The sequence below is a fragment of the Gemmiger formicilis genome, assembly GCF_900167555.1.
Classification (GTDB): domain Bacteria; phylum Bacillota; class Clostridia; order Oscillospirales; family Ruminococcaceae; genus Gemmiger; species Gemmiger formicilis.
Genome location: NZ_FUYF01000025.1, coordinates 1 through 25,614, shown reverse-complemented (window position 1 = coordinate 25,614; position 25,614 = coordinate 1). Strand labels below are relative to the sequence as shown.

25 protein-coding genes and 1 tRNA gene are annotated in these 25,614 nt (G+C 61.4%); 19 read left to right on the top strand and 7 right to left on the bottom strand.

What is annotated here, in order from left to right:
• Positions 1-3: 3 nt before the first annotated feature.
• Entirely contained in the window at positions 4-249 is a 246-nt protein-coding gene (locus B5D32_RS12965) for a DUF6061 family protein (protein ID WP_055297409.1), read from the bottom strand.
• 24 nt (positions 250-273) lie between these two features.
• Positions 274-1,692: a 23S rRNA (uracil(1939)-C(5))-methyltransferase RlmD gene (gene rlmD, locus B5D32_RS12960; RefSeq protein WP_078785422.1), complete on the bottom strand. Its 1,419-nt coding sequence runs from the start codon at positions 1,690-1,692 to the stop codon at positions 274-276.
• An 83-nt stretch (positions 1,693-1,775) separates the two neighbouring features.
• On the opposite strand from rlmD, the gene B5D32_RS12955 reads away from it, so the two are divergent.
• Positions 1,776-2,396, top strand: coding sequence for a flavodoxin family protein (locus B5D32_RS12955; protein ID WP_078785421.1), 621 nt, complete (start codon positions 1,776-1,778; stop codon positions 2,394-2,396).
• A 123-nt stretch (positions 2,397-2,519) separates the two neighbouring features.
• Here B5D32_RS12955 and B5D32_RS12950 read toward each other — a convergent pair whose 3' ends face one another.
• Positions 2,520-3,134 carry a hypothetical protein gene (locus tag B5D32_RS12950; RefSeq protein ID WP_078785420.1) on the bottom strand — a complete coding sequence of 205 codons (615 nt, stop codon included), beginning with the start codon at positions 3,132-3,134 and terminating at the stop codon, positions 2,520-2,522.
• A 14-nt stretch (positions 3,135-3,148) separates the two neighbouring features.
• Positions 3,149-3,688, bottom strand: a complete 540-nt coding sequence (locus tag B5D32_RS12945; protein ID WP_159447052.1) for a phosphatase PAP2 family protein — start codon at positions 3,686-3,688, stop codon at positions 3,149-3,151.
• A gap of 201 nt (positions 3,689-3,889) precedes the next feature.
• On the opposite strand from B5D32_RS12945, the gene B5D32_RS12940 reads away from it, so the two are divergent.
• Positions 3,890-5,176, top strand: coding sequence for a hypothetical protein (locus B5D32_RS12940; protein ID WP_078785418.1), 1,287 nt, complete (start codon positions 3,890-3,892; stop codon positions 5,174-5,176).
• A 214-nt stretch (positions 5,177-5,390) separates the two neighbouring features.
• On the opposite strand, the gene B5D32_RS12935 is transcribed toward B5D32_RS12940, so the two are convergent.
• Together B5D32_RS12935 and B5D32_RS12930 are read right to left on the bottom strand one after the other, a co-directional pair.
• Positions 5,391-5,930, bottom strand: coding sequence for a DUF4830 domain-containing protein (locus B5D32_RS12935; RefSeq protein WP_159447051.1), 540 nt, complete (start codon positions 5,928-5,930; stop codon positions 5,391-5,393).
• A 174-nt stretch (positions 5,931-6,104) separates the two neighbouring features.
• Complete coding sequence (locus tag B5D32_RS12930; protein WP_078785416.1) at positions 6,105-6,953, bottom strand: glycerophosphodiester phosphodiesterase; 849 nt, start codon at positions 6,951-6,953, stop codon at positions 6,105-6,107.
• A gap of 201 nt (positions 6,954-7,154) precedes the next feature.
• Here B5D32_RS12930 and B5D32_RS12925 point away from each other — a divergent pair, with 201 nt between their 5' ends.
• The 3 genes from B5D32_RS12925 to B5D32_RS12915 all read left to right on the top strand — a co-directional run bounded on the left by B5D32_RS12925 (position 7,155) and on the right by B5D32_RS12915 (position 10,005).
• Positions 7,155-7,838: a response regulator transcription factor gene (locus B5D32_RS12925; protein ID WP_078785415.1), complete on the top strand. Its 684-nt coding sequence runs from the start codon at positions 7,155-7,157 to the stop codon at positions 7,836-7,838.
• Positions 7,835-9,343 (top strand): sensor histidine kinase, encoded by a 1,509-nt coding sequence (locus tag B5D32_RS12920; protein WP_078785414.1) that lies wholly within the window; start codon positions 7,835-7,837, stop codon positions 9,341-9,343. Before B5D32_RS12925 ends, B5D32_RS12920 begins: the two co-directional genes overlap by 4 nt.
• Positions 9,344-9,468: 125 nt before the next feature.
• Positions 9,469-10,005: a hypothetical protein gene (locus tag B5D32_RS12915; protein ID WP_078785413.1), complete on the top strand. Its 537-nt coding sequence runs from the start codon at positions 9,469-9,471 to the stop codon at positions 10,003-10,005.
• A 117-nt stretch (positions 10,006-10,122) separates the two neighbouring features.
• On the opposite strand, the gene B5D32_RS12910 is transcribed toward B5D32_RS12915, so the two are convergent.
• Entirely contained in the window at positions 10,123-10,665 is a 543-nt protein-coding gene (locus B5D32_RS12910) for a GNAT family N-acetyltransferase (RefSeq protein WP_143402765.1), read from the bottom strand.
• Between the two features lie 145 nt (positions 10,666-10,810).
• Between B5D32_RS12910 and feoB the strand changes: the two genes are divergently transcribed.
• The 14 genes from feoB to B5D32_RS12845 all read left to right on the top strand — a co-directional run bounded on the left by feoB (position 10,811) and on the right by B5D32_RS12845 (position 25,500).
• The gene (feoB, locus tag B5D32_RS12905; RefSeq protein ID WP_078785412.1) at positions 10,811-13,183 is read left to right on the top strand and encodes a ferrous iron transport protein B; all 2,373 of its coding nucleotides are present in this window, start codon (positions 10,811-10,813) and stop codon (positions 13,181-13,183) included.
• A gap of 48 nt (positions 13,184-13,231) precedes the next feature.
• A complete protein-coding gene (locus tag B5D32_RS12900; RefSeq protein ID WP_078785411.1) occupies positions 13,232-13,387 on the top strand; it encodes a FeoB-associated Cys-rich membrane protein in 156 nt (51 codons plus the stop codon).
• A 142-nt stretch (positions 13,388-13,529) separates the two neighbouring features.
• Positions 13,530-13,685, top strand: a complete 156-nt coding sequence (locus B5D32_RS15250; RefSeq protein ID WP_159447050.1) for a hypothetical protein — start codon at positions 13,530-13,532, stop codon at positions 13,683-13,685.
• Positions 13,685-14,800 carry a glycosyltransferase gene (locus B5D32_RS12895; RefSeq protein WP_078785410.1) on the top strand — a complete coding sequence of 372 codons (1,116 nt, stop codon included), beginning with the start codon at positions 13,685-13,687 and terminating at the stop codon, positions 14,798-14,800. Before B5D32_RS15250 ends, B5D32_RS12895 begins: the two co-directional genes overlap by 1 nt.
• Positions 14,797-15,786: a glycosyltransferase family 2 protein gene (locus B5D32_RS12890; protein ID WP_078785409.1), complete on the top strand. Its 990-nt coding sequence runs from the start codon at positions 14,797-14,799 to the stop codon at positions 15,784-15,786. Before B5D32_RS12895 ends, B5D32_RS12890 begins: the two co-directional genes overlap by 4 nt.
• Positions 15,786-17,006: a glycosyltransferase family protein gene (locus tag B5D32_RS12885; RefSeq protein ID WP_078785408.1), complete on the top strand. Its 1,221-nt coding sequence runs from the start codon at positions 15,786-15,788 to the stop codon at positions 17,004-17,006. The genes B5D32_RS12890 and B5D32_RS12885 overlap by 1 nt, the downstream gene beginning before the upstream one ends.
• A gap of 42 nt (positions 17,007-17,048) precedes the next feature.
• Positions 17,049-18,314, top strand: coding sequence for a glycosyltransferase family 4 protein (locus B5D32_RS12880; protein ID WP_078785407.1), 1,266 nt, complete (start codon positions 17,049-17,051; stop codon positions 18,312-18,314).
• Entirely contained in the window at positions 18,311-19,303 is a 993-nt protein-coding gene (locus tag B5D32_RS12875; RefSeq protein ID WP_078785406.1) for a glycosyltransferase family 2 protein, read from the top strand. The genes B5D32_RS12880 and B5D32_RS12875 overlap by 4 nt, the downstream gene beginning before the upstream one ends.
• A gap of 175 nt (positions 19,304-19,478) precedes the next feature.
• Entirely contained in the window at positions 19,479-20,495 is a 1,017-nt protein-coding gene (locus B5D32_RS12870; RefSeq protein WP_078785405.1) for a glycosyltransferase family 2 protein, read from the top strand.
• 3 nt (positions 20,496-20,498) lie between these two features.
• The gene (locus B5D32_RS12865) at positions 20,499-21,476 is read left to right on the top strand and encodes a glycosyltransferase family 2 protein (protein WP_078785404.1); all 978 of its coding nucleotides are present in this window, start codon (positions 20,499-20,501) and stop codon (positions 21,474-21,476) included.
• Positions 21,477-21,620: 144 nt separating this feature from the next.
• Positions 21,621-22,844, top strand: coding sequence for a glycosyltransferase family 4 protein (locus tag B5D32_RS12860; protein ID WP_159447049.1), 1,224 nt, complete (start codon positions 21,621-21,623; stop codon positions 22,842-22,844).
• Entirely contained in the window at positions 22,841-23,902 is a 1,062-nt protein-coding gene (locus B5D32_RS12855; RefSeq protein WP_159447048.1) for a glycosyltransferase family 2 protein, read from the top strand. Before B5D32_RS12860 ends, B5D32_RS12855 begins: the two co-directional genes overlap by 4 nt.
• A 307-nt stretch (positions 23,903-24,209) precedes the next feature.
• On the top strand, positions 24,210-24,809 hold the full coding sequence (locus tag B5D32_RS12850; protein ID WP_078785401.1) for a P-loop nucleotide/nucleoside kinase family protein: 600 nt from the start codon (positions 24,210-24,212) through the stop codon (positions 24,807-24,809).
• Between the two features lie 614 nt (positions 24,810-25,423).
• Positions 25,424-25,500, top strand: a tRNA-Arg gene (locus B5D32_RS12845).
• Positions 25,501-25,614 lie beyond the last annotated feature (114 nt).

Genomic DNA, 25,614 nt, shown 5'->3' with positions numbered 1-25,614 from the left:
GTTTTAATCTAAGGGTTTACATTCAGTTACAGTTTTTAGATAAATTTCGGGGTTTCCGTTCAAAACAAGGTCTGCATATCCAATCGGGTCATTGTAGATCAGATAATCCAGTTCTGACCGCTGATACATATTGTCGGCAACCTCGTTTTCCACCGCAAACGTATCAATGGCAATCTTGCTGCCATCAAAAAATTTCAATTCCACACAAGCGGTATCCATGTTAAACTCACAAGAAATCAATCTATCCATAAGAAACCTCCATTTTGCAGGATGTTAGATCATCCCAAAATATTTGAATGCTTCTCGGATCGCTTTCTCTTTTTCCGGTGGGCACTGTGGCTGTCTGGAATCCTCGGACTTCGGCAAATTGTAATTCTTGCCAACTTCAATCCCACATTTCCTCTTAATCTGTGAGATATAAAGATTGGATACCTTTAACCCGCTATGCTCCAGCACATAGTCTTTGATCTGGGTGTAGGTTGCCCCATCCTGAAATTCGGACATATCCATATCTTCCAAAGAGAACTCAACCCGAATCTTTTTCGAGTCGACCTCGCCCTTGGAAAGCAAGACAACCGTCTCCACATGCCGCGTCTGCGGGAACAGATCTACCGGGCAGAACCTGGCGGGGCGCCAGCCGAGGCGGGTGAAGGCGGCGACGTCGCGGGCGAGGGTCTCGGGGTCGCAGCTGACGTAGACGACGCGGCGCGGCTTCATTTTGTTGACTGCCGCGATGCACGCCGGCGTACTGCCCGCGCGGGGCGGGTCAAGGAACACTACATCCGGGTGCAGGCCCTCCCCGGCCGCGGCGGCCATCCATTCGGTGGCGTCGGCGCAGATAAAGCGGGCATTTGCAATTTTGTTGCGGCGGGCGTTGGCGGCGGCGTCCTTCACGGCGGCGGGGTTGCGCTCAACACCGATGACCTGTTTGGCCAGCGGTGCAGCGCAGAGGCCAATCGTGCCGATGCCGCAGTAAGCGTCAATAACCGTCTCGCGGCCCGTCAGCTTGGCAAGCTCCAGCGCTTTCTTGTACAAAACCTCGGTCTGTGTGCGGTTGACCTGGTAAAAGCTGCGGGACGAAATGGCAAACTGCGTGCCGCACAGCGTATCCAGCACAAAGCCGGGGCCGTAGAGCGTTTTCTCGCGGCTGCCCAGCACGGCGCTGGAGCGGGTGGGGTTAATATTCTGCACGATGCTGACGACCCAAGGCGCTTTTTTGCGCAGAGCCGTGCAGAAATTCTTGCTGCCGGGCAGGTCGGGGCCGGGCGTGACCAACGTGACCAGCACCTTACCGCTGCAGGAGCTGCGCAGCACGGTATGGCGCAAAAGGCCGATGCCGCGGTCCTCATCGTAGGCGGTCCAGCGGCAAGCGCGGGCAGCGTCCAGCACGGCGGCGAGCGTCTTATTCAAAATTTCCTCCTGCAAAAGGCAGTCCGCGCCGGGCAGGACGCGGTGGGTGCCCTCGGCATACAGGCCGCAGACGAGTTTGCCGCGCTGGGTGGCAAAGCTGGCAATGGCCTTGTTGCGGTAGTGCAGCGGCTCGGCCATGCCCTGCACGGCCTTGACCGGGGCAAACCCGCCCAGCAGCTCCTGCAGGCGGGCCTGTTTTTGGGCAAGCTGTTCACGGTAGGGCAGCGCCAGCAGCGGGCAGCCGCCGCATTTTTTCTCGTAATTGACACAGGTGTTTGGCATAGGAAACGGCCTTTCTCTTGCACATCGTTTGCAAGGCGTGCTACAATGGTAATAAGAGCAAATCCAAAACGGAGGTACTTACTATGAATGTATTGTTGATCAACGGCAGTCCGCACAAAAACGGCTGCACCAACGCAGCCCTGACCGAGATGGCCAAGGTGCTGAACGAAGCAGGCATCGAGACGACGATTTTCCACATCGGCTCAGCGCCGGTGGGCGGCTGTGTGGGCTGCGGCGGCTGCAGCAAGGCGGGCAAATGCGTGTTCGGCGGCCCTGTGGCCGACGTGCTGCCGCTGGTCGAGAAGGCCGACGGCATCGTGTTCGGCGCGCCGGTCCACTACGCCACGGCGGCGGCCAGCATGCTGGGCTTTATGCACCGGCTGGCCATCAGCGGCGGCAAATACCTGCGCCACAAGCCCGCGGCTGTCGTGACAAGCGCCCGCCGCGCGGGCACGACGACGGCGCTGGAGGCCATGGAAAAGGTGCCGCAGTTCTTTGAGATGCCGCTCATCAGTTCTACCTACTGGCCGATGGTCCACGGCGGCAAGGCCGAGGAGGTTCTCTCCGACGAGGAGGGCCTGCAGATCATGCGCAACCTGGGCCGCAACATGGCGTGGATGCTCAGGTGCATCGAGGCCGGCAAGGCGGCGGGCATTGCGGCACCTGTGGCGGAGAATGACAAGCGGACAAATTTCATCCGGTAAATTTGGCAAATAAAACGGGATGTCAGAGACCTCCGGCGGGCGGCAAGGCCCGCGGAAAGCCTCCCCTGTAAGGGGAGGTGGTCGAGCGCAGCAATGACCGGAGGGGCTTTTGCCGTTTTATCTTTACGCCAAACTCTTGCTCCGCCCCCCGTTGACGTCGTCCTCGGTCACAGCCTTGGTCGTTTTATCGGCGGTCCGGGCGTTTTCCGGGGCATGGCCGGTGGGCCAGACGTTCTGCAAAAGTGCGATGATCGGCTCATAATCCTGCGTGCGGGCAGCGGCCGTGACATAGATCGTCTCGCCGCAATCGTAGTCGATCTGGGCAAAGATCGTCTGGTAGCTGCCGCAGTCATAGCGCACTGCCGACACAGCGGCATCGGGTACGGTAAAGCCGATATCATACCGGACCGTGCCGGTCGTTTCCTCCAACTCCTGCCCCGACTGGGCAAGAAAATCCGTGTAGGTGTCGGTGGTCTGCAAAAGCACCACCGTGTAACTCAGCTGGTTGCCCGTGGTCAGCGACAGCGTGTCGTCCTGCGCCATGACGGGCTGTTCCCATTGGTTCTGGTCATAGACGACGGTCACGCCGTTGTCGCCGTCGCAGGTGGTGTAGTCCGGCTCGGCGCTTGTCACAAAGCTGTCGCCGCCGTAGAGGTAGAGCATCACATCCTGAAAGCTGCACCCGGTCAGGGTCAGGGCAGTCAGCGCGGCGAGGGCCGCAGCGGTCCATTTTTTCATAAGTCTGTTCCTTTTTATAATAGCATAATGGCGTAAAAGCCCAGCGCCGACGCGGCCAGCACAAAGGCGTTCCAGCCAAGCACGGCAAAGACGCTGCCGAACGCGAGACCGGCCAGCACGTCGCTGATATAGTGTACGCCGGTCACGACGCGGGAAATCGCAATGAGAACGCCCAGCACGGCCAGCACCGCGCCGAGCGGCGGCAGCACGTACCACGCCGTCCCGGCAATGGCCGCCGCCGAAAAGCAGTGGCGGCTGGGCATGCTCTGGCCGGTCTTGTCCTTGGGGAAAAGCGGCGTAAAGCCCAGCGCCGTGTAGGGCCGCGGGCGGTCAATGAGCTTGCGCACCAGCGTGCCGACGACGAACGCCGACGCGGGCACGACGAGCGCGGGCCAAAGCTGTCCCATCCGGTGCCACGCCAGCCAGGCCAGCATACCCAGGTACAGCAGGTAGACGAGCGCCACGGCGCTGCGGCTGACGAGCCGCAGCGCCTTTTTGGCGGCTGGCCGTGCATTGAACCACCCGATGACGGCGCGATATTGCTCTGCGTTCATAGGGGCATCCTCCCGGAAATAATTGTACAGTATAAGAATAACATTCTGCAAAAGGCTTGTCAAACGGCGGGTGGAATGTTTATAATGTGTTTGCATGGTTGGCTGGAAAAGCCTTGTTTCCGCCCGAAGCATTTCGGATTACCGCAGGGCTCTCTCCCCCACGCAGAGGGGGCCAAGAAGGAAAACGGGAGGTTTGTCCCTTTGTTTGGTTTTGCAAATGGGCTGCTGGCGTTTCTGGCGCTGGCGGCTGTGCTTGATTTTCTGCCCGTGCTGCGGCACAGGCGCGTCCCTGCTGTCTGGTGGGGCGAGGAACGGCTGCTGTTCACCACGCGCTATGCGTCGGTGCGCCAAAAATACGGTGCATGGGCGTTTTTGCTGGGCGTGATGGTGTATGAGTTCATCGTTGTGTTCAACAACAGCATGGCGCGGGAAAACTGGCCCTGGCTGCAGACGCGGGTCTCCCCCGTGCTGGACTGGGTCATGTATCTCTGCTTCGGCTTTAAGATCCTGCTGGGCACAAAGTACAATGGCCGCAGCATGGTCTGCGCCGGACTGCTGTACTTTGTGGCGCGGTGGGTCTACTTCAACGGGCAGAACATCTGGTGGCTGGGGCTTTGCGTGGCCCTGCTGGCCGCCAAGGACGTGCCGCTGCGCCGTGTGATGAAGGCATTTCTGGCCTGCGGCGTGCCGACGCTGGCGCTGGTGGAGCTGCTGCACTTCGCGGGCATCATCGCGCCCGACGCGGCCAGTGAGCGCAACGGCAGCTACCGCCTGATGTTCGGCTACGGCCACCCCAACACCTTCGGCGGGGTAATGTTCGGCCTGCTGCTGGCGTGGGTGCTGCTGCGCCGCACCAGGCTGACCTGGCCGGAACTGGCGGGCGTGGCCGCCGTGGGCGTGTTCCTGATGGTCGGCCCCAAGTCCCGGTCCGCGGCGCTCTGCACGTTTTTGCTCGTTTTGCTGCTGGCACTGGCAAAGCTGCGCACCCGCAGGGGGCTGCACCCGGGCAGCAGACCGCTGGCAGCGCTCTGCGCGGCCACGGTGCCGGTGCTGGCCGCGGTCAGTTATATTTTACCGCTGTTCGTTGTAAAAGTCGGGCCGTGGGCCAACGACATCGGCCCCGGCTGGCTGAAGAAGCTCGACGACCTGCTGACCTGCCGCATCTCGCTGGCATGGGCGGCATACCGGGTGTTCGACATAAAAATTGCGGGCCAGATGCTCCCGGACTGGCCCGCGCTGGACAATATTTTTGTGTATCTGCTCTACCTGACCGGCCCCGTGATGGTCGTGCTGGTCTGCGCGCTGATGATGACGGCGCTGTACGGCTATGCCCGACGCGGGCAGTGGCAGGCCGTGGCCTGCCTTCTGGTCATGCTGGCCTATGGCTACATGGAGAGCCAGGTCACCCACCTGACCAGCGACCCCGCTCTGCTGCTGCTCTGCGGCGCAGTGTTTGCGCTGCCGCGGGAACGGTGGTTGGATGAATAAAAGGCAGCCGACGTAAAGCTCCGCGGGCGGATGCAGACTGTCGAAAAACTCTTGTAGGGGCGAGCATTGCTCGCCCGTGCCCGTTTGCCTTGCAAGAAACTCTCCCGGAAAATACGTTGCTGCGGTAAGTTGGCGGACGACCAATGGTCGCCCCTACATACGCAATAAGGCAGGAATGCAATTTTTTGACAGTTTGAATCCGCCCCTACGGCGTTTACTCCTCCGGGTAGGCGTCGGCGGAAATTTCCACGGTTTCCTCCTCCGAGGCGGCTTCTGCACCGGCCTTGGCGGCAGTGATAAGCCCTGTCACCTCGCCGGACGGCTTTTGCAGTAAATATGCCCCCACGGCCTTAGCCTTGTAGACCAGCAGCACACAGTAGGTGTCATGGTCGCCCGTGGAGAGCTGCGGGCAGAGCACAGTCCACTTTTCCACGGTCTTGCCCTTGTAATCGGCCAGGTCAAGGCCGCTTTCCTGCACGATCTGGTTGAAGGCGGCAAAGCTGTCGTCCCACTTTTTGGGGATCTTCACTTTGTCCACCGCCGCACTGGCCAGGTCGGTGTCAAAGCCGTAGCCGGTAAAATAAGTCCCGATGTCCTGCGTGGTCTCGATGCCCGGCACCGCCGCGGCGGACGCCGTGACTGCCCCGCCGGAAAAATGCACCGCCGCGGCCACCGTGCCGCACAGGCAGACGGCGCACAGAGCCAGCGCGCCCGCCTGCCGCAGACCGGGTTTTGTAACGGTAAATAAAAACATAAGCGCAGCCCCCTCACACATTGTCAATGCAATGTATGCGGGGGCTGCGCGTTTTATGTGTTCAGTGCGCGGCGGGTGGCGGGCGCATATTGAATGCGCCCCTACGACGAAACGCGGCACCCTGTCCGCAGGGGCGGATTCCATATCCGCCCGCAATGGCAACGGCCATACACATTACTTATACTGCTGTTTCGGCGCGTACCACTGGAAAATGACCGCGTCGTTCTCGGCCTCGAGCTTCCGGGTGTCATGCTCGGGCAGGGCGGTCCACATGACCATCATGGCACCTAGGCGCGCGCAGAGACGCACGGCCCAGTTGCGCTTTTCGGGACACCAGGCAATAAAATCAGGCCGCCCCAAAAAGTTGCCCAGGCAGTGGGAGAACACGAACGCGGGCACGGGATGCGCACCGGTCTTGCGGTAGCTCCGGTAGCTGTCGGCCAGCTGACCGCGCAGCAGACCGGGGGCCTGCCGCCGCACGATGCCCACGACGCGAGGGTCGAAGCTCTCGATGCAGTAGGGACCGGGGTAGGTCTTGAGCTCGGCAATCGTTGCGCGGCAAAGCTCCTCCAGATAGGTATGCTTGTACTCGCTGCGGCTCTTGATCTCGACGATCAGCGGCGTGTCGGGGTTGGCCTCGGCGACGGTGCGCAGCATATCGGCAAACAGAGGCGGGTGCTCGTCGCTGCCGGCCAGCGGCTGGGCCGAGAACTCCGCCCACGGCATATCATGGACAAAGCCCTTGGCCGGTGTCATACGATCCAGCGTATCATCGTGGAAAACCACAAGCCGCCGGTCCGCGGTAAACTGTACATCCAGCTCAATGCCGTAGCCGTTTTGGGCCGCCGCGGCAAAGGCGGGCAGGCTGTTCTCCGGCGGGCGCTGATCCTTGCCGAAGAACCCGCGGTGTGCGCAGTTGCGGCCCAGAAACGGCGCACGCAGGGCGTCCCGCCGCTTGCCCGGCCAGACGGCGAACAGCGTCAGAACCACCAGAAGTAAGACAATGCAAAGCAGAATTTTCATAATCGCTCACGCTCCTGCCGTCATTGTACCGCGTACAGCGGCAAATTGCAACAGGTTTTGCAAAAAGGATGCCTTTCCTTAAAGTTACATGGCGGGACCCGGATATAAGCAAACATTTTTATAAAAGTTTTATTTTTTTTCACAATTCTTCCACTCTTGCATTGTATTGTGGTAATATAGATGTATAAGGAGGGTATTCCTATGGCTAAAATTCTGATCGTGGATGATGAGCCGCGCATCCGGGACCTCATCCGCGAGCATCTGCAATACGCGGGCTTTACCTGTGAGGAGGCCGGCGACGGCACCGCCGCGCTGAGCGTGCTGAGCCAGGGCGGCATTGATCTGGTAATTCTGGACATTATGATGCCGTTTATGGACGGCATGACCTGCCTGCGGGAGATGCGCACCCGCAAGATCATGACACCCGTGATCATGCTGACCGCCCGCAGCGAGGAATACGACAAGCTGACCGGGCTGGAGAGCGGTGCCGATGACTATGTCGTCAAGCCGTTCTCCCCGCGGGAGCTGGTCGCCCGTGTCAAGGCCGTGCTGGCCCGCACGATGCCCAAGCCCGCCGAGGCCACCGGGAGTTATACCTTCGGCGATTTGTCCATCGACACGGCCAGCCACAGCGTAAAGGTGGCCGGGCAGGAGGCGTCGTTGACCCCGAAGGAGTTTGATCTGCTGGTTTTTCTGGTCAGCAACAAGGGCATTGCGCTGAGCCGCGAAAAGATCCTGCAAAAGGTCTGGAACTATGACTATTACGGCGAGGACCGCACCGTCGATACCCACGTCAAGATGCTGCGCGGCCATCTGGGTGCCTGCCGTAAGATGATCGTGACCGTGTGGGGCATCGGGTACAAGTTTGACCCGGACGCTGTATGAAAAAGGACGAAATAAAGCAAAAGCGCCCCTTTGCGCCCGGCATTCAATGGCAGCTGATGCTCTTTATCGGCGGCATCACGCTCTTTACGCTGCTGCTGGTGTGGGGGATCATCACCTACGCGCTGGAGCCGCAGTACAACCGCAACATTCGCGCCAAGCTGGACAGCAAGGCCGCCGCCATCACGGCGCTGATCGACCAGTCGGACGCGGAAATTTCAAGCCGCACCTATCAGGGGCTCTATCTGAACGATGAATTCTGGAGCGGCGTGAGCCAGACGTTCCGGGACAAAAAAATCAACGTTGACGGCAACTGCGTGGATTTCTCCGATTCAACGCTGCGCTGCCTGAAAGCCTACGAGAGCATGTACCCCTGCCTGCTGCATGAGAGCACCGGCGCGTTCGGCGGGGAGTTCGGCTACAATCTGGACACCCGCATTGCCATTCAGCTGCGGCAAAAGCTGTTTCAGGACGGCTCGCTGTACCAGATCGTAAAGATTGGCTCCTCGATGCAGATGTGCGTCGGGCGGCTCTCCGCCGACGGGCAGTACGGGGTTATTGTCTCGGCAAGTCTGGCGCAGATCACGACGGCTGCCGAGGTACTGCGCGCGATCCTTGGGCCTGTCGCGTTGATTCTGCTGGTGCTGGACCTGCTGCTGGCGATACTTTTCAGCCGCTGGTTCACGAACCCGATCCGCAAGCTGTCCAACGGCGCGCAGGAGATTGCCTCCGGCAACTACGATGTGCAGATCAAGGTCGAACGCCACGATGAGATCGGACGTTTGGCCGAGGATTTCAACCACATGGCCGCCGAGGTCAAGCGCAGCGCCCAGCTCGAAAAGGACATTCTGGCGAATGTCAGCCACGACCTGCGCACCCCGCTGACCCTGATAAAGGGCTACGCCGAGACCGTGCGTGACCTGACCGGCAGCGACGACGCCAAGCGTACCGAGCAGTGCAACATCATTGTCGATGAGACGAACCGGCTTTCCACGCTCGTCAACAGCGTGATGGAGCTGAGTAAAGTGCAGAGCGGTGCGGAAAGGCCGAATCTTGTTGACTTTGACATGAGCGACCTCTGCTTTGAGGTCGCGGGCCGCTACGACGCGCTGTGCGACAAAAATCACTGGCAGCTTGATTTGCAGGCCAACGAGCCCTGCCCGGTCAGCGCCGACCCGGCCATGATGGAGCGGGTCATGCACAACCTGCTGGGCAATGCGTTCCACCACATCGGTGCGGACGGTGTCGTTGTGCTGCGGGCCATCCCGCAGGAGAAGGGCTGCCGCATTGAAATCGAGGATCACGGCCCCGGCATCCCGCCGGAGGATCTGCCTTACATTTTTGATCGCTACTATCGTGCGCGGCAGGACAGCGGGCGTACCGGCACCGGCCTGGGCCTGTCCATCACGAAGGCAATTTTACAGCAGCACGGCTTCGCCTTCGGCGTTGACAGCGCCGTTGGCCGCGGCTCGACCTTCTGGTTTGAGATGAAGGATACGCGGAAATAGCAACCCTGCTGCCGCGTAGGGGCCGGGCATGCCCGGCCCGCAGCCTTCCCGCAAGTGCCCGTTTACCGTACACATCAGGGCCGGACATGTCCGGCCCCTACAAACCTACCCAAAGGGAGTACGCTATGGAAAACCTGAACACACAAATGGACGACCAGCTGAAAAACCGCGTTGCGGAGCTGAACCGCGCCAACGACGAAAACCGCGACGGCAGGCTGGACGCCGCCGACCTGAAAGCGCAGCTCAACCGCATTGAGGCCCAGCTGGAATTACAGGATCAGCAGAACCGCGGCATCATTGCCAACCAGCGCAAGCGCATGGTGCTGAGCGTCGTGCTCTGCGTGATCATTCTGGCGGCGCTGGCGTTCTTCAGCTGGCGGATGAACGAGGCCTACGTCAACGTTATGGACGCCTGCAACCGCGTGAACGATCTGGCCGACACCGTCCAGACCAGTCTGGACACACTGGATCAGGCCCAGCTGGACAGTATGATGCAGGATCTGCCGGAAATCACCGCACAGCTGAAAAAGGTCGATGTTGACGCCCTGAACAAGGTCCTGACCGAGCTTCCCGCCCTGATGGACACCGTCAACAGCCTGCAGACCCAGGTAAAGAACATCTCGAACTGGTTCAGCAGCTTAGGGTCGGTGTTTGGACGGTAAAGTAAAATAAAAAAGCCTTCCCCCTTGGGGGAAGGTGCCCGAGGCTCTGACCGAGGGCGGATGAGGGGCAGCCTTCCGGCTGCGGCCCGGTTACGGGTTGCAGCGGAGGGCTGCCCCTCATCCGTCCGCTGCGCGGACAGCTTCCCCCGCGGAGGAAGCCTTTTGGGTTGCGGCCTTATGGTAATACGCCCACCGCGGCGAGCCATCCTCAGTGTAGATCCTCCCACACCTCACAAACCCGCTCTTTTCCAGCGCGCGCTGCATGTAGACGTTATCGGCGTGGGTGTCGGCACGCACAGGCAGGCCCTGCCGCAGGCACCAGTCAATACAGAACTGCCCGATGCCGCGCACCTGCCCTGCCGACGCCATCCGGTGGATCGTTGCGTAGGGCAGGTCCTCTGGCCAGGTACCGTCCTCTATGATGCGATAGGTCGGCTCGTCGCCGGGGATCAGGCAGAACACGGCCTGTATGGCCCCCTCCCCCATCACCACATAGCAGACGCCGCGCTCGATCTCAGCGGCCAGGCGCGCCGCGCCGGGGTAGCTGTCCGGCCACTGGTGCGGGTTGCCATGGGTGCGCATGAAAGCCCGTGCGTTGTCAAAAATCTGCAAAAGCGTCGGCAGGTCCGCCGCCGCGGCCCTGCGTACAGTCAGCTTCATAACCATCCTCTCCTTTTAGCAAAAAAGTATACCACAACCGCCGCGGGCGGGCAATACGCCCTTGCATCTCCACCGATGTTGTGGTACACTATAGCTGCAAAAAGTTAGACAAGTCAAACTTTCAAAGTGAAAGAGGATTGTAGATATGACACTGGCGGATTTGAAAATCGGGCAGGATGCTGTACTGCGTACCATCGGCGGCCAGGGCGAGCTGCGCCACCACCTGCTGGACATGGGCCTGACCCCCGGCACCGAAGTCACCCTGCGCAAGGTCGCGCCGATGGGCGACCCCATCGAGGTCGAGCTGCGCGGCTATGAGCTGACGCTGCGGCTGGACGACGCGGCGAAAATCGAAGTGGAGAACGTCCACGAGACGGACCGCGCCGCCCGCAGTGAGGAGCGCCACACCGCGGTGCCCCACCCCGGCGTGGGCGAACTGCGCAAGGCCCCCAGCTACCATGACCGCAAGAGCGGGGCCGAAATTCCCAAAGGCCAGCCGCTCCGGTTCGCGCTGGCCGGCAACCAGAACTGCGGCAAGACGACGCTTTTTAACCAGCTGACCGGCTCCAACCAGCACGTCGGCAACTTCCCGGGTGTGACGGTGGACCGCAAGGACGGCGTCATCCGCGGCCATGCCGAGGCTACCGTCACCGACCTGCCGGGCATTTACAGCCTGTCCCCCTATTCCAGTGAGGAGATCGTCACCCGCGATTTTCTGCTCAACACGCACCCGGACGGCATCATCAACATTGTGGATGCGTCTAACATCGAGCGCAATCTGTACTTAACGATGCAGCTCATGGAGCTGAACATTCCGCTGGTTCTGGCGCTGAACATGATGGATGAGGTCCGCGCCAACGGCGGCACCATCATGGTCAACGAGCTGGAGGAGCTGCTCGGCGTGCCGGTTGTGCCAATTTCTGCCGCCAAGAATGAGGGCATCGACGAGCTGGTCGAGCATGCCCTGCATGTGGCCCGCCACCGCGAGACGCCGGGCCGCATTGACTTCTGCGACGCCGGGGACGGCGCGGGCGGTGCGGTGCACCGCTGTGTACACGCCGTAAGCCATCTGATCGAGGATCACGCTGCCCGCACCGGGCTGCCGCTGCGTTTTGCCGCAACAAAGCTGGTCGAGGGCGATACGCTGATCGAATCCGCGCTGGACCTCGATGCGAACGAGACCGAGCTGCTCGGTCACACGATTGCCGAGCTGGAAAGTGAGACGGGTCTGGACCGCGAGGCAGCGCTGGCGGATATGCGGTTCAACTTTATTGAACGCCTCTGCGACAAAACCGTTGTGCGCCCCGGCGAAAGCCGCGAGCACAAGCGCAGTGTGGCCATTGACCGCATCCTGACCGGCAAATACACCGCCCTGCCCTGCTTCATCGGCATTATGGCACTGGTGTTCTGGCTGACGTTCGGTGTTATCGGCGCGGGCCTGTCCGATCTGCTGACACTGGGCATTGACGCGCTCACCAACCTGACCGACCACGCACTGACGGTCTACGGCATCAACCCTGTTGTGCACAGCCTTGTTATTGACGGCATCTTTGCGGGCGTGGGCAGCGTGCTGAGCTTCCTGCCGACCATCGTCACGCTGTTCTTCTTCCTGTCGATTCTGGAGGACACCGGCTATATGGCGCGTGTGGCCTTCGTCATGGATCAGCTGCTGCGCCGCATCGGACTTTCGGGCCGCAGCTTTGTGCCCATGCTCATCGGCTTCGGCTGCTCGGTGCCCGCCATCATGGCCACCCGCACGTTGTCCAGTGACCGTGACCGCAAAATGACGATCCTGCTCACCCCGTTCATGAGCTGCTCGGCCAAGCTGCCGATCTACGCCCTGTTCACGACGGCGTTCTTCCCCCGGCAGTGGCGTGCCGTCGTGATGATCGGGTTGTACATCACGGGTATCCTGTGCGGCATCCTGTACGCGATCCTGCTGAAATTCACCAAGTATAAGGGCGAGCCTGTCCCCTTCGTCATGGAGCTGCCCAACTACCGTTTTCCCTCGGCGCGCAGTGTCTGCCAGCTGATTTGGGAGAAAGCCCGCGACTTTTTGCAGAAGGCCTTCACCATTATCTTTGTGGCAACGGTGCTGATCTGGTTCCTGCAGACCTTTGACATGCGTCTGAATGTGGCCGCTTCGGCGGACAAGAGCCTGCTGGCAGCTATCGGCAGTTTTATTGCTCCCCTGTTCAGGCCGCTGGGCTTTGGCGACTGGCGCGTTTCCACCGCGCTGATCACCGGCTTTACGGCCAAGGAGAGCGTTGTCTCTACGCTGACGGTCCTTCTGGGCGGGGACACCGCCGCACTGACCACGCTGTTTACCCCGTTCACGGCCATCGTGTTTCTGGTGTTTACCCTGCTGTACACGCCCTGCGTGGCCGCGATTGCTGCCGTCAAGCGTGAGCTGGGCGGTGCCCGCGCCGCAGCAGGCGTCGTTTTGATGCAATGCGGTATTGCATGGATCGTGGCATTTGTGGTACACTGTGTAGGAACGGTGTTCGGCCTGGTGTGAACCGCGCCGGAAAGCACCCTTACAGATACGTATGAGGTAGTATACGATATGGCAAGTGTTATCGTTGTTGTGATTATTTTTGTGCTGCTGGCGCTGGCGATCCTGTTCATCTGCCAGAACGGCGGCTGGCAGGGCGGCTGCGGCGGCAACTGTGCCGGCTGCCACAGCAAATGCGCCGAAGCGGAAAAGAAGCCGAAGAAATAACTCCTGCCTCCCTCTGCGAGGGAGGTGGCCAGAAATTTCGCTCCCCTTTTGCAAGGGGAGCTTTTTTCTTGCCCTGCTGTTGCACAAATGCATAAAAACGGGTATACTTATAAATAAGTATAATTTCAGGGAGGCATTGCCCATGAAAGCTGATAAATACCGCTTCGACGGCGCCCGCACCTGTGACCTGCGGGCGCTCTCCTGCGACGGCAAAGAGGATGCAACGGACAAAGACGAAATTCCGGCCAAAACTGCCGAGAAGCTGCAAAAGATGACCGCATTGGAGGCTGAACGCTGATGCCCCCCATCCGTGTTTTACAGGTCATGCCCGCCATGGACGCCGGCGGCATGGAGACCTTTGTCATGAACGTCTACCGCACGATCGACCGGGAGAAGGTTCAGTTCGATTTTCTCTATCATTACGACAAACCGTGCTTTTTTGACGATGAAATCCGTGCGCTGGGCGGGCGCATCTTCAAGCTGACCGTCCGGCAGGACAACAACCTGCCCCGCTACCTGCGTGAATTGCGGGCGCTGTTTGCCGCCCACCCCGAGTGGCGCATCATTCACGGCCATTACAGCGGGTTTGGCATGTTCTACAACCCCGCGGCGCGGCGCGCGGGTATCCCCGTGCGGTGCGGCCACAGCCACAATACCGCGTATGAACGCAATTTCGTGGGGCGGCTCGATCATTTTATGAGCAGCTTTTTCAACATCGGCCTGACGGACCGCTTTGCGTGCAGTGAGAAGGCCGGGCAGATGCTTTTTGGCAAGCATCCGTTCACCGTCGTGCCCAACGGCATCGACACGGCGCGGTTTGCCGCCCGCGACCCGCAGCGCCGTGCGCTTTTGCGCGGTGAGCTGGGTGTGACCGATCAGGAAATCCTGTTCGGCCATGTGGGGCGGTTCTCCGACCAGAAGAACCACCCGGGACTGCTCAAAATTTTTGCCGCCGTGCGCACCCGCCTGCCCAAGGCACGGCTGGTGCTGCTGGGCGGCGGCGACCCTGCCTACGTGGAGAAAATGCAGGCGCTGGCCGCCGAGCTCGGCCTTGGCGACAGTGTGATCTTTGCGGGCGTGCGCAGCAACATCCAGAGCTTTTACGACGCGATGGACGCCTTTTTGCTGCCCAGCCTTTTCGAGGGTCTGCCCGTCGTGCTAGTGGAGGCGCAGACCGCGGGTCTGCCCTGCTTTGTGGCCGACACGGTGGACCGCGGCGCGGCGTTCAGCGACAGGGTAAAATTCCTGCCGCTGAACGACACCGCCGCGTGGGCAAACACAATTGCGGCGGCCTCCTTCCGCCGCGACCCGCAGGCGCGGGAGAAGGCCATTAAGGCCGGATATGACATCCACACGAGCGCCGAGGTCCTGCAAGCCTTTTACCTGCGCCGTTATGCCGAGGTGACGCCATGAAGCCCTGTGAGATCGCAGTCATCGTACCTGTACATAATGCGGCGGCGTTCCTGACCGCCTGCACCGACGCGATTGCTGCCCAGAAATTTGACGGCTTCCGGTGCATTTTGGTGGAAGACGGCTCCACCGACGACTCCCCCGCGCTCTGCGATGCCATCGCGGCGGGCGACCAGCGCTTTGTGGCGCTGCACCAGACCAACAGCGGTGTCTGCGCGGCCCGCACGGCGGGTGTGCGCGAGGGGCGGGCGCTGGGGGCCAAATGGTTTGCGTTCTGCGACGCGGACGATTTGTACCACCCTGAGTTTCTGGACACGCTGTATGCGGCGGTGACGAACAGCGGGCTGCCGCTGGCCTGCTGCCGGTACGATACCTTTACCGACACTGTGCCCGCCGACGCGCCCGCGCCCTGCAACAGCAAGATCCTGCGAAGCCCCGCCCATCTGGACGCGCTGCTGCATGACCACGCCGTGGATTACGGCCTGTGGAACAAGCTGTTCTCCGCCGACCTGCTGACCGAGGAGATGCTCGACAACGGGCTGGCCTATAACGAGGATCTATTGGCGAACTGGCGTGCATTTTTAGCCGCTCCGGGGTGTGCGTTCTGCGATTTTGCAGGCTATCACTACCGCCAGCACGCGGCCAGCGCCAGCCACCGCGCCCTTCCACCGCAGAGCATCGACGACCAGCGCCGCGCCGCTGCGGAGATCCGCGCCACGGCCCCCGCCGAAATGCAGCAGAGCGTGAACGCCTTTTACTATGAAAAGCTCGTCTATCTGGCCAGCATGATCCTGCGCCGTGCCAACGCCACAGACTACCGCGTCCAGCTGAACGAGCTGAAGATCGGCATTGCCGCGGGGGCCGACGACCCGCAGCTGGGGCGCAATCCGCTGCTGCCCCGGAGCATCCGGCTTTCGGCCTGGCTGACGCTGCACATGCCGCGGCTCTGGCAGTGGGCGTGCCGAAATTTCTTGAAGGACCGACAATAATGCGCATTTTACTTGTACTGGACCGGGTGGAGAACCCCGCCAGCGCCAACGCCCTGATGGGCTTTCGGCTGGCGGAGCAGCTGCTCCGCCGCGACCATACCGTACATATTTTGACCCTTTGGGACGGCCTGCACACCCCGCCCGCCCCGCCGGAGGGGGCCATGCAGCACCTGCTGGCCTTTGCCGACGAGCGCCAGATGAACGAGGCACTGGAAAACGGCCAAAAGGGCGGCACGCCGGTGCCGCTGCGGCTGGCCCGGCTGGCTGCACACCCCGCGGCAGCGGCGGCGGCGTTCCGCCAGCTGGTGCTGAAGCAGCCCCGCCGCACCGTGGACAGTCGACGGGAAATCGAGCGGCTGGACGCGGAATTTCACTTTGACGCAGTCTGTGCCGTCTGTGCGCCCTACCGCACGGCGTTTGCGCTGGAAGCTGCCGCCATCCGCGGAAAGAAATTTTTGTGGCAGCTGGACCCCTATGCCTCCAACCGGGACTACACAGCCCCGGGCGGCTTTGCGCGGGAGGGGCAGCTGCTGGACGCGCTGGACGGGACCTTTGTCACGCCGCAGGCCCTGCCCGACTACGCCGACGGCGCACCGCTGGCCCCGTGGCGGGAAAAGGTACACGTTCTGGGCTTTCCAACGCTGCTGCCGCGGGTGATGGAGCCGGTGGAACATGACGATATACAGTGTGTTTTCTGCGGCAGCCTGCACCCCGGTATGCGGGAGCCCGGCTTTGCGCTGGCGCTGTTCCGCGCACTGCACGACGACGCTGTAACATTAACGATGGCGGGCGGCGGCTGGGAGCGCTTTGCCGCCGACGCCGACGAGACAGCTCGTGTTCTGGGGGCAAAATTTGTGCGTCCCGGCCTTCTGCCGCCCGACGAGGCCGCCGCGCTGGAAAACCGCGCCGACGTGCTTGTCAGTCTGGGCAACACCTATGACAACCAGATGCCCAGCAAGCTGTTTGGCTATTTTGCCACCGGCAAGCCGGTACTGCATCTGGCTGTGAGCGAGAACGACCCCACCCTGCCCTATCTGGCGCGCTACCCGCTGGCGCTGGTTCTGCACCGGAAGGACGGCGTCACGCCGGGCACCGTGGCAAAGCTGCACAGCTGGCTGCACAATGTACAGGGTCATGCCCTGCCCTTTGCCCAGACGGCAAGGCTCTACCCCGAGTTCACCCCGGAGAAGGTCGCGGAGGAATTTTTAAAGTGGTTGTGAGCGGTCAGCTGCGGCCATTCAAGAGAAAATAAAGGAGTCCCTATGCACATTCTTTGGCTTGTCAGAACCACCCTGCCGCAGGCGGCGGCTGCCTGCGGGCTGGCCGGAGCCAGCGATGTCAGCGGCAGCTGGCTGACCGGGCAGCTGGCCGCGCTGCGCGCCTGCCCCGATCTGCACCTGACCGTGCTCTGCGTGGGCAAAGAGGATGCCGACGGCACCGCGGACGGCGTGCATTACCGCGTCGTGCGCGACACTGCCGCCTTTGCGCCGCTTTTGCAGGCCGAGCGCCCCGACCTTGTGCATATATGGGGCACCGAGTTTGACCCCGCCGCCGTCATGGCCGACGCTGCCCGCGCATCAGGCTTGCCCGTGCTGTTCAGCGTACAGGGCGTTATGCGGGACTGCGCCGCGCACCTCTGCGACGGCGTGCCCGAAAAATACCGTCGTTCCGGTGCGCTGTGGCACGCCATTGATAAAATCATTCCCGGCGAGCTGCTCGACAATATGCAGGCGAGCTTTGACGCACTGGCCGCAAAGGAGGCCGCAGCGCTGGCCGACGCCCGCTATGTGACGGGCCGCACGGCGTTTGACCGCGCCGCCTGCGCCGCGCTGGCCCCCCACGCCCGCTACTACCCCTGCAACGAGACACTGCGCCCGCTGTTTTATACGGGTACGCTGTGGCATGCGCGGGACTTTGCCGCCGCGCCGGTGCTGCTGCTGCCCCAGGGCAACTACCCGCTGAAAAACCTGCACACCGTCATCAAGGCACTGCCTGCCGTGCTGGCCGAGTACGGTGACGCCGAGCTGCGCATTGCGGGCTGGCCGCCACTGGACAAGGGCCCGCTGCTGCGCCCGGTCATTGACCGAATGTTCCCCTACAAGCTCTACTGCAAGCGGCTGGCCGCACAGCTGGGCGTGACGGAGCACATCCGCTACACCGGGCCGCTGGATGCCGCGGCCATGCGGCAGGCGTATCTGGAGGCAGACGTCTTTTTACTGCCGTCCGGCTGCGAGAACAGCCCCAACAGCTTAGGCGAGGCCATGCTGCTGGGCCTGCCCTGCATCGCCAGCGCCGTGGGCGGTATTCCTTCGATGCTGGCGAACGGCACCGAGGGTCTTTTGTACGGCGATGCGCTGGACGCCGACGCGCTGGCCCGCGCCGTTTTGCAGGTGCTGCACAGCCCCGACGGCGGTACGGCCATGGGCCGGGCGGCCCGTGCCCGCGCACTGCAGACCCATGATGCGGCCCGCAACGCCGCTGATTTACTGCACATCTACGAAAGCATTTTGCAGGAGGAGCATCCGTGAGCATTTCCGTCATCATCCCATGCTACAGGGCCGCGGCCACGCTGCGCCGCGCGGTGGACAGCGCCCTGACCGGTGCGCCCGCCGATTTGGAGGTCCTGCTCGTCGACGACGGCAGCCCCGACGACACGGGCGCCCTCTGTGACGAATTGGCAGCCGCTGACCCGCGCGTCAGGGCGCTGCATCGTGCAAACGGCGGCGCGGGTGCGGCCCGCAATACCGGGCTGGACGCCGCGCACGGGGACTGGGTGCTGTTTTTGGATGCCGACGATGCGCTTTTACCCGGTCTGTGGGCCGCGCTGGACGCCCTGACCACCGACGCCGACATGATTTTGTTCGGCCTTACGCGGGAAAGCAGCGGTGCGGTCAAGCCCACCGACTACCTGCCCGCGGGGTTCTGCCCGGACTTACAGGCTCTCGGCAGTGCGCTCTCCCCCCTGCTGTTTGACACGGGGCTGCTGGCCGCGCCTTACCCCAAGCTGTTCCGCCGCGCGGCCATCGGAGCGGTGCGGTTTGATGCGCGCCTTGCCATCAACGAGGACGTGCTGTTTAACATACAATTTTTACAGAATACCTCTGCCATTTATTGTCTGGATGGTGTATACTATAAGCAGTATGATACCGAGGCCGGCAGTCTGTCCCGCCGCCTGCGGGGGGACTTGCTGGACGCCGAGCGCGTGACCCGCCCGGCGCTGGCCGATTTGCTGCGGCAAAACGGCATCGACCCGGCCCCCTATGAGGCCGCAAGCCGTCTGCGGGCCTGCCTGAACCAGTACGGCCTGCTGACCGGCTGTAAGGGCACGCTGTCCTATGCAGAGCGCCGCGCGCTGTTTGCTGAAATTTTAGCCGACCCCGCCGCCCGCAAAGCCCTGCGGGAACGCCTGCGGAATGACCCGAACAGGCTTCTGGCCGTGCCGTACCGCATTGGCGTGGCGTGCAATTGGCCGGGGTTGCTGGCGGGGTATACGATGGCGAAGCAAAATTTATTGTGACACCGCCTCTTGCCTCCCCTAGCAGGGGAGGTGGCCCGCAGAGCCGGAGGGGTTGAACCTTGCCACAGCCCGAAATGCTTCGGATTGCCGCAAGGCTCTCTCCCCCACCCGCTGCGGCGGGAGCCCCCTCGCAGAGGGGGCCGAGAAGTTTCTTCATTTATATAAGGAAAAGCCTATGTCCGACCATCCCAAAATCAGCATAATCTCCACCGTCTACAACACGGGGCCGTACCTGCGCCCGGCTGTGGAGAGCATTCTGGCCCAGACGTTCACCGACTTTGAGCTGCTGCTCGTCGATGACGGCAGCCACGACGGCTCCGCCGCGGTCTGCGACGCGCTGGCACAGGAGGATGCCCGCATCCGGGTGTTCCACCAGCCGAACGGCGGCCCGGCCCACGCCCGCAACACCGGGCTGGACAACGCCCGCGGCGACTACATCGGCATGGTCGATTCCGATGATTTGATAGAACCGACCATGTTTGCAACGCTGTACAGCGCCGTGCAGGTCGATGGCGTGCGGCTGGCCGCCTGCGCGGGCGACTGCATCGACGCCGACGGCAAAAAAATCGAAGGCCGCATGGTCACGATCCGTCAGGGCGGCGTGCGCGATGCGCAGGAGCTTTTGCTCGAGGCGTTCCAGACCGGCAGCTTTTACGGGCCTTTAAGCTGGAACAAGCTGTTCGACGCGCGGTTGTTTAAGGAAAAGGGCATTCATTACGATGAGACGATGCTTTTCGGTGATGATGCCAGCGTGCTGCACCGTGTATTTGAGGGTGAGCGCTGCAACTGCCTGACCGATGTGCTTTACCATTACCGCACCCGCGCCGGGCAGATCACAACAGCGGGCTTTCCGCCGCGCAAGACCGACGACCTGCGGATGTACTGGGAGTGGCTGCAATACTTCTCGGCCCGTCCCGGGCGCGAGGAGTACTACGACTGGGCCGTTGTGCGGTACTGGAAGATCTTTTACCAGTTCTGGTGCCAGTCCGATGCGGCGGGCAACCTGCCCGAGGTCAGGCCAAAGTTTATGGCGCACAAAAAGCATTTGGATGCCATTTTGCCCGACATACTGGCAAGCAAATACCTGCCGCTGGGCGAGAAGCTGCGGGCTGCCGCGTTCTGCGCCAGCCCCACGCTGACCTACGGCGCGGCGGCTGCCTGGGGACGCCTGCATACGAGGAAGGGGAAATAAATTATGGAACATATCGCGATCAGTGTAATCGTGCCGATCTACAACACGAAGCCCTACCTGGCCGAGTGCATCGAGAGCATTCTGGACCAGAAGATCAATGTGCCCATCGAGGTGCTTCTCATCGACGACGGCTCCACCGACGGCTGCGGAGAGGTCTGCGACAAGTACGCTGCCCGTGATGAGCGCGTGCGGGTCATCCATCAGGAGAACCAGGGCCTGTCCGCCGCGCGCAACGCCGGCATCGACGCCGCCAAAGGCCGCTATTATTCCTTTATTGACTCCGATGATGTCGTTTTGCCGCGCTTTTTGCAGACGCTGTACGACGCCTGCGAGGAGCACGATGCCTATATGTCCCTCTGCTCTGTCGAGGACGTGCAGGAGGACGGCAAGAGCTGCGACCCGGCCTACTTCACACGCCCCACGCAGGAGGGTGTTTTCTGCGGCAAGGACCTGCTGAACGAGTTTTACACCCCCTACGGCACGGTCTACACCGTCGCGTGGAACAAGATGTACCGCGCCGAGGTCTGGAAACTGCTGCATTACCCCGAAGGCCGCCTGCATGAGGATGACTTCGTTGCACACCGCCTGTTCTGGCGCTGCGACAAGGTCGTCTGCATCGACAAGCCGCTCTATCACTACCGCCTGCGCAACGGCAGCATCTGCCGTACGAACATACGCCCGGAGGCGTTCGACGCCGTGGACGGTCTGGCGGACCGCTATCGCTTTTATGTTGAGAACCACGCGGACCGCGCGGTCATCGACGCGGCCTATGCAGCCTGCTGGCGGCGGTATCTGTTCCTCTGCGCGAAGGTGCGCCAGTACCCGACGCCCGAGCTGGTCAAGGCCATCAGCAAGGAGCAGTTTTTGATGCAGGGGCTCATCAGCTACCTGCCCAACTGCCGCAACATGAAGATGACCGAGAAGCTGAGCGCCGCCCGCTGGTCGATGATGAGCGCACAGAGTTTGTGCCCGATCAAATAAGTCCATTGCTCTGTAGGGGCCGGACATGTCCGGCCCGCAGCCTGCCCAAAAGCGCCCTCTGACGTGAAGCCGCGGGCCGGGCATTCCCGCCCCTACGTGCGCGGCGGTATTTTTGTTCAAAATCCACATTCTAAGGAGCCCACATTGGCGTTATTGAAGCTAGACAAGGAAAGACGTCCCCGCGTGCTGCTGGTGCCGCCGCCGGATCTGCCGGTCCCCGCGGTGCAGGGCGGCGCGGTGGAGACGCTGCTGACCCACCTGATCCGCGAGAACGAGAAGCAGGGGCAGCTTGATTTGCTGTGCGCCAGTGTCACCGACGATGCCGCCCGCCGCGCCGCCGAGGGCTGGCAGCATACGAAGATGCTCTACATCAACCGCCCGGGCGGCCACCGCCGCTACTGGCCGATGGTCTTTCTGGAGCGGTGCGCCGGGATCGCCGCGCCCTATGACCCGTGGTACCAGAAGGTCCAGCTCTCGCTGGCATTGGAGCTGCCGCCGCCTGACCTGATCGTGGCCGAGGGCGGAAACCTGACCCAGTGCAGCGCCATCAGCCGCATGTTTGGCCGCAAACGTTGTCTGGCGCACCTGCACGGCCAGACGACCTGCACCCCCGTGATGGACGACATCTACGGCGGCGTGCTGGCGCTGAGCGATTTTATCCGCGAGGATTACCTGCAGTCCAGCACCCTTGACCCGCAGCGGGCCTACATTCTGCACAACTGCATTGACACGGCCCGCTTCTGCCCCGGCCCGGCATCCAAAACGCTGCGCGCGCAGCTCGGCTTTACCGACGAGGATTTCGTCGTGCTCTACTGCGGACGGCTCGACCCGGACAAGGGCATCCATAAGCTGATGGAGGCTATTGCCGCGCTGCATGAGCCGCACATCAAGCTGCTGATCGTGGGCAGCCCCTTCTTCGCCCGCACCCAGCAAAGCGCGTTCCAGCGCAAATTGGAGCAGCAGGCCAAGAGTCTGGGCAACCGCGTACAGTTCACGGGCTACATCCCCAATGAGGACCTGCCCGACTACTACCGCCTGGCCGACCTGTGCTGCGTGCCCACGCTGGTGGAGGAGGCCGCGGGCCTTGTGGCCGTGGAGGCGATGGCCTGCGGACGCCCCGTGCTGGCGACCCGCAGCGGCGGTATGCCGGAGTATCTGGCCGGCAGCCAGGCCGTGCTGGTGGAGCGCGGCGACACTGTGACCGACCAGCTTGCGTGGAGCATCCGTATGCTGTACGAGCACCCGGCCCTCTGCACCGAGATGGGCGCGGCGGGCGCGGCGCGCGGCAGGGAGTTTTCCACCGCGCATTACTATGAGGAATTTGTGCGCATTGTGCGCGATGTGACGGAAAACGGAGGTGCCCTGTGAGCAAGCCGACCCTCTGCGTGATCGTGCCGGTCTACAAGGCCGCTGCGACACTGGACCGCTGTGTGGCCAGCGTTCTGGCCCAGCAGGTCACAGGCGGGCTGCACTGTATTCTCGTGGTCGACGGCAGCCCCGACGAAAGCGGCGGTCTGTGCGACGCCTGGGCCGCCAGAGACCCCCGCGTGACGGTTTTGCATCAGGAGAACCGCGGCGTGTCCGCCGCGCGCAACGCCGGACTGACTGCAGCGGACAGCGAGTACCTTGTCTTTCTCGACGCAGATGACGCGCTGCGCCCCGGCGCTTTGCAGGCGGCGCTTGACGCCCAGAACACTGCGCCGCAGAGCTTTGTGCTCTGGCACTACACCACTGACGAGCAGGACGCTGCAGCGGTAACTTCGGATACTGCCACCCGCCCGCAGAATATGCTGGCGCGGCTTTGGCTTGACTGTCTGCTGGCTATGCCGTGGAATAAGCTCTACCGCACCGCGGCGGCACAGCAGCTGGCATTTGACAGACAGTATACTTTAGGTGAAGATTTACAATTTGTATTGGATTATATTGACCTGCTTGGCAGGACTTCCCCCGATTTTGCCTACACTATCCTGACCGCACCGCTGACGTTTTACGATTGCAGCCGCGAGGGAACACTCTCGACGAAATACCACGCCGACTACTGCAAGATCTGGCCCGAGCATTTTGCCCGGCTGAACAAGGCGTGCTACGCGACGCACTGCCCGCAGGAGGATATGCGCCCCCTGCACCGCGCCGAGCTGACCGTTTACGCCGAGGGCGTGGCGGACATCCTGCGCCGCGACCCCGCCAAGCGCAGGGCCGTGCGCCGGGACAAGGCTTATGCCGCCCTGCGCAGCCCGTGGCTGCACGCCCTTTTGGAGCGGATGCGCATTGAGGGCTGCTACAGTGCCTACTACCTGCCCTGCCGCTGGCGCAGCATCCGCCTTGTCTGGGTCATGGCCGAGGCCAGGCGGACCGGCTCTCCCCTGTTCGGCAAGCTGGACTGGGCCGGATATTATCTGCTGGGCAGGAGGATGCGCAGGGATTGATGTGCCGTACCTATCGGAAACGGCTTGCAGGTGCGACGCAATCAATGCCCCCTGCAATCTCTACACCTCATAACTTCAAGCGCGGCCTTTTCAATGGGCCGCGCTTTTTCTTTGCGCACCAATCGTGCAGACCGCGCACAAATGTCCATGCGTTTTGCTCTGCTTTCCACTGTAAACCGCGCACTTCTTCGTACAGAACGGGTATTCTGTCCTTTTTGCGGATTGGTTCGTTGACTATGTTAAATTATTGTCGTATAATACAATCATACGCAAAGCGTGTAATGTTTAACATAGAGAAGGGTTCCTCATGGAGAAAAAACTCATCCTTGTCACCTCCCCGCCCGCCTGCGGCAAGACCTACGTGGCAAAGGCGCTGGCTAAAAATTTAAAGCACGTTGTCTACCTCGACAAGGACACGCTCATCGTCCTCTCCAAGCAGATCTTCAAAGTTGCCGGGCAGCCGTATGACCGCAGCAGCGCGTTTTTCCAGCAGAACATCCGCGATTATGAGTATGACTGCGTTCTGGCCCTGGCCATGGAGGCATTGGACTACGACGATATTGTCCTGATCAATGCGCCGTTCACCCAGGAGGTGCGCGACAACGCCTTTATCGCAGACCTGAAGGCCAAGCTGGCCGCCAAGGGCGCGACGCTGGCCGTCATCTGGGTCGAAACCTCGCCCGAGGTCGTTCACCAGCGAATGATCGAGCGCAACTCGGACCGCGACACTTGGAAGCTGGCTCACTGGGATGAGTATCTGCGCCGGTGCAACTTTGCCATCCCGGAGAACCTCGCCGACCCGCAGCACAAGGACAATCTGATTTTGTTCCAGAATAATAACGACGACGAATTTGACGCTTCGATGAAGCGCTGTGTTGCCATCTTAGAGGAATCCCTCGAGGATTGACTTTCCTGCCCGGCTCCCGCCTGCTGCGGATGCCGGGTCTTTTTTGTGCCGTCCTCTGCCAGAGCGCACAGAATTTTCCTATTTTTATAAATCAATATAAAAGCATACCGTCCACAGCCGGCTCATGCAGCAGCGGCGCGTAGGCTGTGCACTCAACCTTGCCGCCCGGGTAGAAGATCAGACCGGCACGGGCAGGTGTGGTCTGCGGGGCAAAAAGTCAGCCGCCGGCATAGCCCTAACGATGGGCATAGGCTTCAGAACGAAGCGCTGCTTTTTCAAAATGGTATGTCCCCGGCAGATTAGAATATGACATGAGATTTTTCAAGAAAACATTTGCATTTTGCTCCCGGATTTGGTATACTATAAAGGCATTCGGGGCCATGGCTCTGTTTGACAGTAATTCATAAACCTGCGTCCGTAGCTCAGTTGGATAGAGCACTAGCCTCCGACAACTGCGACGCGGCAGGCTTTTTGCCTTATTTTGCGCGATGCATCGTGATTTGTGCTCGCAAAAACACGGTGGTCAACGGTAGTCAGACCACGAATTGACCACTATCGGAAATTGACTACTTTACAAGATTGAAATACGCTGTAACTGCGTTTTTCATACATAAGCGATCGTAGCTCAGCTGGATAGAGCGTTCGGCTCCGACCCGGAAGGCCAGAGGTTCGAATCCTCCCGGTCGCACCAGAAAACCTCATTGCAATGTGTTTTTTGCAATGAGGTTTTTTGTTTTTGTTAGTGTTTGATTTTCAGAATAATTTTAGCAGCATATCGTCTGCCGCATCGGTGTACTGCCCTTTT

Coding starts and splice junctions, on each gene's coding strand:
- B5D32_RS12865 (WP_078785404.1), top strand. CDS start 20,499: ATGGAACATATCGCGATCAGTGTAATCGTGCCGATCTACAACACGAAG.
- B5D32_RS12850 (WP_078785401.1), top strand. CDS start 24,210: ATGGAGAAAAAACTCATCCTTGTCACCTCCCCGCCCGCCTGCGGCAAG.
- B5D32_RS12930 (WP_078785416.1), bottom strand. CDS start 6,953: ATGAAAATTCTGCTTTGCATTGTCTTACTTCTGGTGGTTCTGACGCTG.
- B5D32_RS12935 (WP_159447051.1), bottom strand. CDS start 5,930: ATGTTTTTATTTACCGTTACAAAACCCGGTCTGCGGCAGGCGGGCGCG.
- rlmD (WP_078785422.1), bottom strand. CDS start 1,692: ATGCCAAACACCTGTGTCAATTACGAGAAAAAATGCGGCGGCTGCCCG.
- B5D32_RS15250 (WP_159447050.1), top strand. CDS start 13,530: ATGAAAGCTGATAAATACCGCTTCGACGGCGCCCGCACCTGTGACCTG.
- B5D32_RS12910 (WP_143402765.1), bottom strand. CDS start 10,665: ATGAAGCTGACTGTACGCAGGGCCGCGGCGGCGGACCTGCCGACGCTT.
- B5D32_RS12900 (WP_078785411.1), top strand. CDS start 13,232: ATGGCAAGTGTTATCGTTGTTGTGATTATTTTTGTGCTGCTGGCGCTG.
- B5D32_RS12870 (WP_078785405.1), top strand. CDS start 19,479: ATGTCCGACCATCCCAAAATCAGCATAATCTCCACCGTCTACAACACG.
- B5D32_RS12920 (WP_078785414.1), top strand. CDS start 7,835: ATGAAAAAGGACGAAATAAAGCAAAAGCGCCCCTTTGCGCCCGGCATT.
- B5D32_RS12895 (WP_078785410.1), top strand. CDS start 13,685: ATGCCCCCCATCCGTGTTTTACAGGTCATGCCCGCCATGGACGCCGGC.
- B5D32_RS12955 (WP_078785421.1), top strand. CDS start 1,776: ATGAATGTATTGTTGATCAACGGCAGTCCGCACAAAAACGGCTGCACC.
- B5D32_RS12885 (WP_078785408.1), top strand. CDS start 15,786: ATGCGCATTTTACTTGTACTGGACCGGGTGGAGAACCCCGCCAGCGCC.
- B5D32_RS12965 (WP_055297409.1), bottom strand. CDS start 249: ATGGATAGATTGATTTCTTGTGAGTTTAACATGGATACCGCTTGTGTG.
- feoB (WP_078785412.1), top strand. CDS start 10,811: ATGACACTGGCGGATTTGAAAATCGGGCAGGATGCTGTACTGCGTACC.
- B5D32_RS12925 (WP_078785415.1), top strand. CDS start 7,155: ATGGCTAAAATTCTGATCGTGGATGATGAGCCGCGCATCCGGGACCTC.
- B5D32_RS12915 (WP_078785413.1), top strand. CDS start 9,469: ATGGAAAACCTGAACACACAAATGGACGACCAGCTGAAAAACCGCGTT.
- B5D32_RS12880 (WP_078785407.1), top strand. CDS start 17,049: ATGCACATTCTTTGGCTTGTCAGAACCACCCTGCCGCAGGCGGCGGCT.
- B5D32_RS12890 (WP_078785409.1), top strand. CDS start 14,797: ATGAAGCCCTGTGAGATCGCAGTCATCGTACCTGTACATAATGCGGCG.
- B5D32_RS12950 (WP_078785420.1), bottom strand. CDS start 3,134: ATGAAAAAATGGACCGCTGCGGCCCTCGCCGCGCTGACTGCCCTGACC.
- B5D32_RS12945 (WP_159447052.1), bottom strand. CDS start 3,688: ATGAACGCAGAGCAATATCGCGCCGTCATCGGGTGGTTCAATGCACGG.